This is a genomic window from Chryseobacterium sp. CFS15 (genome assembly GCF_031118795.1).
Taxonomy (GTDB): Bacteria; Bacteroidota; Bacteroidia; order Flavobacteriales; family Weeksellaceae; genus Chryseobacterium; species Chryseobacterium indoltheticum.
Genome location: NZ_JAVHYL010000010.1, coordinates 18,679 through 31,569, shown reverse-complemented (window position 1 = coordinate 31,569; position 12,891 = coordinate 18,679). Strand labels below are relative to the sequence as shown.

General features: G+C 33.2%; 7 protein-coding genes. All 7 read left to right on the top strand.

What is annotated here, in order from left to right; all coding sequences use genetic code 11:
• Positions 1–66 precede the first annotated feature (66 nt).
• The 7 genes from OH814_RS15360 to OH814_RS15330 all read left to right on the top strand — a co-directional run bounded on the left by OH814_RS15360 (position 67) and on the right by OH814_RS15330 (position 12,416).
• Complete coding sequence (locus OH814_RS15360) at positions 67–561, top strand: hypothetical protein (RefSeq protein ID WP_115621118.1); 495 nt, start codon at positions 67–69, stop codon at positions 559–561.
• Positions 562–782: 221 nt separating this feature from the next.
• A complete protein-coding gene (locus OH814_RS15355; protein WP_308828773.1) occupies positions 783–2,024 on the top strand; it encodes a tyrosine-type recombinase/integrase in 1,242 nt (413 codons plus the stop codon).
• Between the two features lie 15 nt (positions 2,025–2,039).
• Positions 2,040–2,774: a hypothetical protein gene (locus OH814_RS15350; protein ID WP_308828772.1), complete on the top strand. Its 735-nt coding sequence runs from the start codon at positions 2,040–2,042 to the stop codon at positions 2,772–2,774.
• Between the two features lie 389 nt (positions 2,775–3,163).
• Positions 3,164–4,777, top strand: a complete 1,614-nt coding sequence (locus tag OH814_RS15345) for a T9SS type A sorting domain-containing protein (protein ID WP_308828771.1) — start codon at positions 3,164–3,166, stop codon at positions 4,775–4,777.
• A gap of 6 nt (positions 4,778–4,783) precedes the next feature.
• Entirely contained in the window at positions 4,784–8,347 is a 3,564-nt protein-coding gene (locus tag OH814_RS15340; RefSeq protein ID WP_308828770.1) for a DUF5977 domain-containing protein, read from the top strand.
• A gap of 9 nt (positions 8,348–8,356) precedes the next feature.
• Entirely contained in the window at positions 8,357–11,977 is a 3,621-nt protein-coding gene (locus tag OH814_RS15335; RefSeq protein ID WP_308828769.1) for a DUF6443 domain-containing protein, read from the top strand.
• 10 nt (positions 11,978–11,987) lie between these two features.
• Entirely contained in the window at positions 11,988–12,416 is a 429-nt protein-coding gene (locus tag OH814_RS15330) for a hypothetical protein (RefSeq protein ID WP_308828768.1), read from the top strand.
• The last annotated feature ends 475 nt before the right edge of the window (positions 12,417–12,891 follow it).

Genomic DNA, 12,891 nt, shown 5'->3' with positions numbered 1-12,891 from the left:
AAATAGCTCTCTTATTCGAAAGCGTTTGTTCTATATTTTATATTTGCGTTTTAAAAATAAATATCAATGCCAACTGCTTCTCATATGCTGCTTCCGATGACAGATTTTGTAATAGAATACTATTCGCATGAAGGATATGCAGATCTTCATACCCTTAAGGTGATGAATAATTATGCTAAATTTCTGAAAATGCCTCTGTCCTTGGAAATGTTTGTGCCAACAGATCAGTTTGGTACTGTTTTGAAGGAGCCTAAAAATTATTCTGATTGGAAATCTCTTTCTCACAATAAGATATTGGATGAGAATGGTTCTCCTTCGATGCTTGACGAATATAAATATTATAATAAAGCAGAGAGTAAATGTCTATTTGATGATTTTAAGGTTGCGTACAATGGTTTTTCAGTTGTTAGAATCGTGGCTGCTTATAATAATGCTATTGAATTGTCTTTCAATAAGGTTGAAGGTAAATTTCAACATTACGTTACTATAGAATCTCTTCTGGCTTTTGATACTGTATTTCTTTCAACAACAGCCTTGAAAAAGATTGGATTAAAGATTTAGATTTGAATTTTTGAAATAATAACAAAAAAACAGGAACTTTTTAAGGTTCCTGTTTTTTTTGTATTTAAGTGGAGTTGGAGGTTTTTGAACCTATTATATTTTAACATATCTCAAAACATGTAATGTATCTATTTATCAGTATTTTAACTATATTTGTATAAGCTAATATACTTAGTTTTTATGTCTAAATATAGAAGAAGTAGCACCTAAACTGGCACCTGATGAATTATACTTTCAAGCTAAAGCAACCCAATGGTACGAAGGAATCTCTGATTTATTTTCGTTCTTTTTTCAACAATGAAAATAAGAATTTCATCTATTCTACTGGTGAGAAAATAAAACCAAGCGAATGGGATTTTGAAGCCAGGCAACCAAATGACCTAAACGGAAGGACAAAAAAAGCAGAAATTCATCGAAGCGTCAAAATGCAATTAGATCGATACAGCAGTTTCTTTACAGAGATCGTTAATCGATATAAGAACATAAATGAAGAACTTACCGTCGATATTCTTAAACAAAGATTTGATGAAAAGTTCAAAAAAATTACTGTTAAAAGTGATTTCTTTAGAATTTATCAGGAGTTTTTAGATGAGAAAGAAAATGACTATACTGGGAATTCAATTTCAAATTCTACTTTAAAGCGTTACAAATGCAATAAGAATCTACTCGAAGATTTTGAAAGCAATTGTAAAGTTAAGATCACACTGGGAAAATTTGATGATAAACTTTATAATAAGTTTTTAAAATATTGTATCGAAGAAAAAAAGCATTCTGCAAATACATTACACAGAAATGTCGGTCTGCTCAAAACTTTTCTTCTTTGGGCTCTCAATAAAAAATATACATATAATAACAATTTTATTACGTTCAAAAAACCTGCGAAATTCACAACTGATGAAATAGCTTTAAATTATGAACAAGTTGAGCTCATATATAATTATGACTTCAGTAATAATAAAAGATTGGAAAGGGTACGTGACCTTTTTGTTTTTGGATGCACTACAGGAATGAGGTTTGGCAATTACAGCACTATCTCAAGAAGTGATGTTGATGGTAATTTTATACGAGTTATCGATTTAAAAAGTAAATCTAAAAACTTAGCAATTCCTTTAAACAGTATTTCTAAATCAATACTCGAAAAGTATGATTATAAACTACCCAGTATTACAAATCAGAAGATGAATGAATATATTAAGGAGGTTTTTAAAAAGTTAGAATTTACTGATGAAATAAAGAAGACAATGAAATATGGTGATGAGTTGGTAGATCACAAAGCCGAATTTTGGACAAGAATTTCTTCACATACTGCAAGAAGAAGTTTCATCACGATAATGAAGAACAAACGAGTTCCGGATAAAGTAATTATGAGCTACACTGGTCATACTAGTCTGGAGGTCTTTAATGCATATTATAGACCAAGTGAAGATGATAAGATCAACTATATGAATGAGGTTTTTAAATAATTACTATTTTAGATTATGGATCAAAAAAAGCTTTATGGACGTTGGAATATTTGGGAAGAATTTGTAGGATATCCCATGATGATCTATTATTGGTTAAAAGGAGAAAAAATTCAGAAGCTGTTACAAAGGAGAATTGAAAAAGCTGAGCATAAATCTTCTAAAATTGTTCTCAATGAAAAAATAAAAAATGAGTTTTTGATCAAATATGAAAAGTTGGACAACTTCTTCAGTTTTCATTTCAAAGATATTGATGCATCAAGAAATCACAACTTTGAAGAGAAAATCCAATACTGTTTAAATCAATATAAAAAGGAATCTACAAGTCTTATAAGTTCGAGTAATTTAATGAAGTTGCAGGGCAATTTTTTAAGCGGTGCTGAAATTACACTTTTTCTATATTTTGCTTTGGAGAGAAAAACAAAAAGAGATATTCGCTTATCAGATATTATGGTTGGTGAAAATAGTTCTAAAATTTTTATTGCTTTTCTCACAGGCAAAAAATTCATCGATGAAAATCAAAATCTGCTTGTAGATCAGAAATCTTCATTTATAAGAATTCATCGTTTCTTAAAAGATCATCATATTATAAATCCGGATTTTCAAGACACCACAATTATTGAAGCGATGGAAAATGAATACAATACGAATTTTGACAAAGGAACATTTTCAAGAGCAATCACAGTTAAACCAAGTGACTTTGAAGAAATTATCTATCAAGAATTATCAAAGTTGTTTAATGTTAAGAGTTAGGCTTTATATCATTGATTAAGGTTATCTACTTATTTCTTAACTTATCTGTTAATCTTACAACTTTTTTAACTGAATTTGAAATCAATTCGTTGTTTGTATTTTTTTGTACAATATCATTCATTAATACTTTCTTTTGACTTCTAATTTAGTTCCCATTGAAATTTATTTATTAAATTCTAATGATAAATATTTTTCTTTAATATCAAATTTAATTACAAAACATTTCAAGTAAATTTAAATGTGATTTTAAATACGTCAAGTTTTGTCGTTAAGACGAATTACTTTTGTCAAAACTATATGAATATTATCATATTAATTCTCATCAAACTAGTGATTTATTACGTTAAAAAAAGTTAAATTCGCACATTGTTAAAATTAATAACCAAATCATGAAAAAACTCTACATGAGTGCATTATTGCTAAGTGGTGCAATTGTATATGCTCAGGAGGTGATATGGCAGAAAGATATTAAATCTTCCACTCAGGATTTTCTTTCGCAGGTCACCACAACAGTCGATCAGCAATATCTTATTAGCGGAAGCTCGATTCAATCGAAAAAGATCACTTCCGAAAACAAACAAAACAACGGTTACGATTTTCATCTAGTCAAACTTAACCAACAAGGTGAAGAGGTCTGGGAAAAATATTTCTCGGGACAGAACCATGACTTTCTATCAGCAACAGTTGCTACGCAGGAAGGCGGATTTCTTTTGGCGGGAACTTCTTATTCGGGTAAAGCTTTAGACAAAAAAGATGATTCAAAGGGAGGATCGGACATCTGGTTGATCAGAATCAACGAATTCGGAGATGAACTATGGCAAAAAACATTAGGAACATCACAGGATGAAGAAGCAAGATCTGTGATTCAGACTGCAGATTTTGGTTTTATGGTTGCAGGAAATGTTCAGAATTCGGCCAACGGATTTGGCTCTAAAGATGTGACGGTCACAAGGCTCGATAAAAACGGAAAGGTTATTTCCGAATTAATATTAGGCGGAAGAGGATTGGATGAAGTGGAAAAAATGATTCCTACACCGGACGGAGGAGCGCTGCTTGGAGTTTATTCTAGAAGTGGAAAGTTTATTAATGATAAGAGATCAATGATCAATGATAAACCATCGAGTAATAAAATCAACGATCAATTATCATCTATCAATTATTCCAAGTCCACTGAGAACTTTGGTGAAGGTGATTTCTGGGTGATCAAACTAAGCAAAGACAACAAAATAGAATGGGAAAAGAATTTTGGAGGCAAGGGTGATGATCATTTAAGAACGATGGTTTTTACTTCATCGGGATATATTATCGGTGGAGAATCGAGATCGGAAAGGTCAGGAAACAAAACCGTCGGAATTGAAGAAGGAACTGATGTTTGGCTGATTTCTTTAAACACAAAAGGCGAAGAACAGTGGCAGAAATCTTACAACTTTAAGAATCGAGATATCCTGATGGGAATGAATGTGATCAGTACCGGAGACGGTAGACATTCTAAAGGTGTATTGTTAGGCGGTTACACTCAGGCAGAAGGAAGAATTGAAGCTGATGATGAGACATTCTGGATGCTTTATATCGACAATAATGGAAATGAGCAGTGGCGAAAACATGTGAAAGGAGAATCGAGAAAGAAGGAGGAAAGGCTTTCTGATCTTAAGATGAATAAGGATGGTTCGATTGTTTTGGCAGGAACAAGCGCTGAAGAATTAGGAAAAGAAAATTGGAAGATTGTGAAGCTTGGTGATCAACAGATTGATCAGCTAATCGAAAAGCAGAATATCAAGATTTATCCTAACCCTGTTTCAGATTATGCTTATGTGGAAATTGGATTTGACTTTAAAGAAGCGGATATTATCCTTTATGATATGGGTGGAAGACAGCTGCAAAGCTTGAAAACCACGAATAAAGTAACTAAAATAAATACGCAGAATCTAATCCAAGGAGCTTATTTGATTGTGATAAAAACGGATACTGAGAAAACTGCGAATGCTAAATTGATTAAAAAATAAAAACAAATGAAGAAGATATATAAGATATCACTGTTCTTATCATTACTGATAAGTACAAAATATATCGCACAGCTAAATTTAATCGATAATCAGACACAAAATGTCGCTACCCCTGAAGTAGCAAGTCTGATGAAGTATAGTGATTTTCCATCATTGGGATATATAGGAAAAACGGATGTATCTATTCCAATATATACTATCAATTTTGGTAAAATTCAATTGCCTATAGGACTTTCTTATAATACTAAAGGAAATAAAGTCGCAGATATTGCTACATCAGTTGGTTTAGGCTGGAGCTTAAATGCAGGCGGAAATCTTACGGTAAAAGTAAATGATATGAATGACTTTACCGAGTCATATAGTTATTATACCACCGCAACTTTTGAACCTGAATTATCATTGGAATGGTATAGGCAGTCAAAGGGGTATTTAACGAGAGATTTCTCTATGGTTGCTGTTGCTAATAATAGTAGTAACGGTGGTTGGGGACTTTGTATAAATACTAAAGTTGGGGCAAATGATGATTTTTTTAAAGATGCAGCACCCGATTTTTATTATGTTAATGCCCCCGGTTTTAATGACAAATTCTATTTAACTCAAAATGAGATACTAATATATGATGAAGTACCACGATATACTGCTCATTTTTTAAATTCTACGAATGCTAAACTTAAGAATACAATTAACCTTATACCAAGAATAAATTGCACCGGTTTTGAAAGTACCGGTTTTGGTAATAAAGGGAGTGCAAGTGTAAATTATCAAATTGATAAATTTGAGATTGTGGGAGAAAACGGATATATCTATACATTTAATGATTTTGAATATGCTAGATTGAGAGAATATCCTCAATATATGGTAAGTCATGATGCTTTTCAAGTCAGCAACTGGTATCTCACAAAAATTAAAGATCCATATTCTGGGCGTGAGATGAATTTTGAATATGAAAGTTATTACAATAACTATGAGCACCCCTCTTTAACAACATTAGGAGATGTTAACTTTGGAAATTATCCTATGGCTTATAATTATGAATTAGGCAGGATGGGTTCTAACATGATATATCCTTATGTGTATAATAAAGTCACTACTTCTCAACTGTATCCAAAAAGAATAAAAAAAATAACGACAGATGAAGAAGTTGTAGATTTCCAATATTCTTTTAACAGAATAGATTATCCAGGAAATGGATTGACAAATATTCAGGTAAAAAACAAAAATGGCAGTATTATTAAACAAACAGGCTTTAGTTATGATTATTTTAATTCTTTAAACTGCTCCTCAGGAGATTATGAATGTAAACGTTTGAAATTAAATTCAGTAACAGACTCCAATTTAGGAACCTATAGACTTTATTATGACTCCAATACTTTCCCATCTAGAAATTCATCAAAAGTTGATTTTTTAGGATACTATAATAATAATGATTCGAATATTGTTTTTTCGAAAGATAATTTTCATGAAAGTCAGAATTATTATCCTGGGACTAAAATTTATTTTTATCCAGATCTTATAAAGGATCAACTTTTTCCATTTCAATTAACTAATAAACAGGCTTATCAAATAACAAATGGAGTGGATAGATCGTCAAAAAGTATTTCTCAATTAGGACTATTGCATAGGATCGTGTACCCTACCAATGGATTTTTAGAAATAAATTATGAAAATGATGATTTTATGTATGAAGGAGAGAAATATATACTGGGCAGCACTAGAGTTAGTAAGATGAAATTATATGATTCACAAAATATTGTAAGTAAAGAAATTAACTACAAATATGTTAATGAGGATAATAAGTCTTCCGGACAAATTAATTTCTTTAAAACTCCTGCTAATTCAGCCCGTACTGAAATTTCTTCAGGAATAGGTTTTGGTTCAGACGCAATCGTAGGCTATTCGAGAATTCTTGAAGAAGTCACGGGGAAAGGTTATATAGAAAGAAAATATACGAATTTTAATGACTATCCAGATAAGTTGATGACCTCAGATCATAATTTCTCTGATCAAGGAACAAAAAATTTCTTGAAATTTCTCAAATTTCCAAGTTCGTATGTTCAGTCTCTTGATGAAAGAAGAGGAAAGCCTATAGTTGAAAATTATTACAAAGAAGGGCTTGCTAATCCTATAAGAAAAGTAAAATATTCATATAATTATCAGGTAAAGGATTCTTTAAAAGTTCAAAAGATTTTTAGCTCCTATGATACCTTTACTAATGACATTGCTAATAGCTATACAGCATCAAACTACTTATTGAGATACTTTAATAATACAAGTTCCAAAAGCCAAGAAGATTTCTTTTCGGGTAATATTGTAAAGGAAGAAAACTTTTTCTCTTATGATGATGCAAGATTAACATATAAGAAAACTATTTCAAGTGGTGAAATAGTAGAGGAATATTACAGAAATGCAAAAGATAAATCTATACAGAAATTGATCGATGCAAACATCTTAGATAAGCCTGTTGAAGTTGAAAAGAAAAAAAATGGAAAGACATTAAGCAAGCAAGAAGTTAAATACGAAAATAGTTCAAATATATTTCCAAGTTCCGAATTGTCATATGATATAAGTACAAGCTTAATGGGAACGGAAATTAATTATGATAAATATGATGCTAAAGGCAACCTGTTGCAGTATACAGCGAAAGATAATATTCCTGTAACTGTTATTTGGGGATACCGACAAAGCCAGCCGATAGCAAAAATAGAAGGTGCAACCTATTCTCAGGTAATGCAGGCTTTTGGCTTGAATGCAAATGACAATAATGCTTATCTCAATTTAGAAATTGTAAAAAAATCTGATTTACATTTTGATGACACTTCTGAGACTCAGTTCATTTCAAAAATTAAAGAGTTTAGAAGTAAAACAGAACTAAAAGATTTTAACATATCAACCTATACTCATGCTCCTCTTATTGGTGTCAAAAGTATTAATCCTCCTTCAGGGAAAAAGGAAAGTTACAAATATGATACTGCAAACAGATTAGAAGAAATAAGAGATCTTGATGGTAAAAAAGTGAAGGAATATAAATATAATTATGCTCCTACTATCTATTATAATAATGGAAAAAAACTGGCTTTCATGACAAATAATTGTGCTCCCGGAACCCTTCCAGCATCTGGAGAATATGCTGTTCCTATGGGTACATATTCATCTACAATAAGCCAGGCAGATGCCGATCAGAAAGCACAAGACGACGTTTATGCTAATGGGCAAAATTATGTAAATACTAACGTTAGTTGTACTCCATATGTTTGTACAATAACACCTACTCATCTTGCAGATATATATTACTCTTCATTCCAAGAAATTTCAGCAAATCATATTAAAGTAACCCTAAGTCTTCCTCTAACAAATACTAGTGGTGGAGCAGCGCCCAGTTGGTCTTCCGGTGTTTTCATCGGGACTTTAGATGCATTATGCAGACCCAATTCTTATAAAAGTATTAGTGTATCTACTTTTAATGGTTCATGGAACGTATCTATAGCACCAAGTGGAGGTGTAACGTTAATGTCTACAAGCGGCAGCGCCCCTTCAGGTTCTGTAACATTATATTTTGAATACGACAAATAAAAACAAATCATGAAAAAAATAATCCTTCCGATCAGTTCATTGTTTGTCGTGGGGCTTGCCTACGGTCAGACTTTGAACCTGAGCACAAATGAAAACTATGTTTATTCTAAAACCTATTTAGATTATAATGGAGCGAGCGCTTCAAAGACAGCAGAAACAGTACAGTATTTTGACGGTTTAGGCAGAGCTAAACAGGTTGTGAATGTAAAAGCATCACCTACAGGAAAAGATATGGTAAATCATATTGAATATGACGGTTTCGGCAGACAGGTCGATTCCTGGCTTCCCGCCCCGATGAATACCTTGAATGGCGGCATTCAAGCAGGAGTAAAATCTTCAGCCACGACGTATTATGGTGATAATTTTGCCTTTGGTCACTCCAACCTGGAAGCATCACCTTTAGACAGGGTTTTATCTCAGGTACAGCCCGGCACGGACTGGCAAGCCCATCCTGTGACGTTTAATTACGATGCGAATGTTGACGGAGAGGTGAGAAAGTTTACAGCTATATTTAACTATACAACTTTCGAATCTCAACTTACTTTATCACCTTCGTATGGTAGTGCTCGGTTATACAAAAATACGGTAACGGATGAAGACGGAAATACGACCATTGAATATAAAAATGGTCAGGGCCAGGTTTTAATGGTAAGAAAGGCAATCAGTGCCACAGAAAATGCCGATACTTATTATGTTTACAATGATTATAACCAGCTGGCTTATGTCATCCCACCTTTAGCAGTAGAAGCGGTTAAAAGTTTAACTACGGGTACATTTCCTGATGTAACATTAAACAATCTTTGCTATCAATACAAATACGACGGTAGAAACCGTCTTGTTGAGAAGAAGCTTCCGGGAAAAGGTTGGGAGTATATGGTGTATGACAAAGCAGACCGATTAGTCGCAACGCAGGATACCAATCAAAAATCTTTCAATAAATGGTTTTTTACAAAATATGATAAGTTTGGAAGAATTTTATACACTGGAATTTCAATTGATAACGGCGACAGAAATGCAGTACAAGAATGGATTACAAATACCTACGGACACAATATAGAAACTGCGGGAACATACACTCAAAGCGGTTTACAAATCTATTATGCCAATACTGCGTATCCTCAAAATATAGAAAGTATATTATCCGTTAATTATTACGACACCTATCCTCCATCTACGCCGTCATTTATCCCTACAGTTACTAATTTACCTTTGTTGACCGATGATTCAAGTTTAAATGTTAGTACCAAAAGTTTACCGGTAGCGTCATATGTAAAAAACATTGAGGACGACAACTGGACAAAGAATTACACTTGGTATGATCAGAAAGGAAGACCGATCGGAAGTCAGTCCATTAACCATTTGGGAGGTTATACAAAGACAGAATCTGAGCTTGATTTTTCAGGAATGGCAAAGATGGTTGTTACAAAACATAAAAGACTGGATAGTGATCCGGAAAGAGTGATTACAGAAAATTTCACCTATGATCATCAGAACAGATTAAAAACCCATACACATCAGGTTGATAGCAATCCTATGGAATACCTTGCGCAGAATGAGTATACCGAGCTTTCACAGCTAAAAAACAAAAAAGTGGGCGGTACAAGCTTAGGAAGCGGGCTTCAACAAGTAGATTATACCTACAACATCCGTGGTTGGATGACCAATATCAATGATCCTGCAGATTTAAGCAATGGGGATCTTTTTGGATATAAAATCAAATATAACAACCCAGCCAATAACAATGCTGCATCAGGAAAGTACAATGGCAATATTGCAGAGATCGATTGGAAAAACTCTTCCGAAGATCTTTTGAAGCGCTATAACTATGAGTATGATCATTTGAACAGGCTAAAAAACGCTTTTTATAATGAGCCAACGACAGGGAACGGTACTTTTTTTGATGAATATCTGACCTATGATTTAAACGGAAATATCCTCAGCCTGAAGAGAAATGCTCCACAGGTATTTTCACCTACGGCAACAATGGTAGATAATCTGGATTATATCTATGAAGGAAACCGTCTGACTCAGATAATTGAAAACCAGCAGAACAGTACAGGTTATGAAGGTGGAAATAATATGATAGATTACGACCTTAATGGTAATATGACCAATATGAAAGATAAAAGTATCCAAAGTATCAGTTACAACTATCTCAATCTACCTAATAGTTTCTTTGCTCCTCAAACCAATATGTCTGGACTGATGGTTCCTATTTATATTAACTACCTTTATAGATCAGATGGGGTAAAACTTCGTAAATCTTATATTAGTGGAGGGGGAAGAGGGCAGACTACGACTACAAGTATGACTGATTATTTGGATGGCTTCAATTACAGTTCCGAACAAACGGTAGCACCTTGTGCCTGGTGTCGTACCGAGTTTGCTTTTGAGGAGCAGGCTTATCAGAAGAGAGACATCATCTTTGATCCTGGTGGTGGTATCAAACCTCCTTTAACACCAATCTGGAGATTAAATTTTGTACCTACAGCAGAGGGCTTTTACAGCTTTGCAGAAAATCGATATATTTACCAATATAAGGATCATTTAGGAAATGTCAGATTAAGCTATACAAAAAAAATAGATGGAACATTGGAAATCACTGATAAAAATGATTATTATGCATTCGGTCTTAATCATATTGGAGGATTAAAAGGGAACTTGGGTGGTTATTACAACTACAAGTATAACGGTAAAGAACTCCAGGAGACTGGGATGTATGATTATGGAGCGAGAATGTATATGCCGGATATTGGTAGATGGGGGGTGATTGATCCATTGGCGGAGAAAATGACTCGTCATAGTCCTTTCAATTATGCTTTTAATAATCCGATTCGCTTTATTGATCCAGATGGAAGGGAGGGAATGGATTGGGTTCAAAGAGGTAGTCAAATTTTCTTTGATGATAAAATTAAATCTCAAGCACATGCAACAGCTACTTATGGAGAAAATGCTAAACACTTGGGAGAAGGTAGTACGCTAACTACAAAAGTAAACGGAGAAACAACTTCAAAGTATACATTCCATAATAACGGAACGGTAAGTAGTGATATAGGAGCTTTAGATAATAGATTCGACCATACAACTCGAGGAGGAACAACCATTATGGCTTCAAATTCAACAGGAGGTTATGGTGCTCTTAATTATGGAACAATTTTAGGAGGTATCGCAACAGAAAAAGCGCCGGGTTCATTTAGGTTAACCAATGGATTAGCTAACGGAAGTGCGTTTAGTCCTAAATATTATGGAAGCGGTTGGGCTGGCGGAAGCCGTGCAAGGATTAGTACTTATAATATTGGAAAAGTTGGAACAGGAATAGGATATGTTGCGGCAGGAGCAGGCTTGCTAATCGATGGTATTGGTGTTTACAACTATAGTCAAAATCCAAATGCACCGGATGCAGTTACTCCTACAAAAGCTGCCACCAACACAGGAATGTCAGCTTGGGGAATATTAGGCGGTCCTTATGGAGTTATGGTGTCTGCTGCTTATGGTGGAATGGAAGCATTATATCCTGGAGGTGTTGAAGGAGCGCTGAATGACAATGCTAAATTTCAGTCAGAATTAGATAACGGAGTGAATAAAGCAGGTCCTAACAGGGTGTATATAATCCCAAGAGGTCCTAAATAAAGATAATATTATGAAAAAAATAAAAAGATATTATCAGTACTTCTATTATAAAATTTACCGCTTTATAGAATATACATCGGAACAAATGGGTGGTAAGTTTCTCACGGAGTTTAAAGCAGGAATTACAGTTATAGCCTTTGAAATATGGTCACTTCTATCCATTTATAATTATTATACTATAATTACAAAACAGAATCTGCATTTATCATTTAAAAACCCTTTGATATATATTCCTTTTATAGTTATTATTTTATTAAAATGGAAAAACTTTTCTTCAAAAGAACAATGGTTTTCATACCATCAACAGTTTGATGCTTTACCCACAGAAGTTAATAAAAAAGGAGGTTGGATAGTTTTTGGGATAACAGTATTTATTATACTAAATTTAATTTTCTCCTTTTATCTTATGATGCAGATAGATTGGAGTAAATATAGATAAAAAAACCTCGCAAAATTGCGAGGTTTTTTTTATAGTGCAGCAATATTTTTCTGAAGATAATCTTTAAAACGTTTTTTGGAAATATAAGTCTCCCTATAGAACCGGACTTTTTATAATCCTAAAATTATTAACAAAAAACGATTAATTTTAGTTTATGTGAACGAGCAAATTTACAGACAGCCAAATTTTGGCTATTTTAAAAGGAGTATGAGTCGGGACAAACAGCAAAAGAATTGTCTCGGAAATATGGATTTCATTATCAGACTTAGCACGATTGGAAAAAGAAATTCATCGTTAATCCTAGTAATTATGGGTTAAACTATAAGTTACCTACAAAATAAGTATTATGAGTAAATTATTAATAATTAATCAAAGAGAATTGGATTATTTAATAAAAAAAAAGAGCTATTCTTGTAAATTTTGGCTGTTAAAATTCTATTAAGATAATTCCTTTCTTTAATGAAACAATAACATT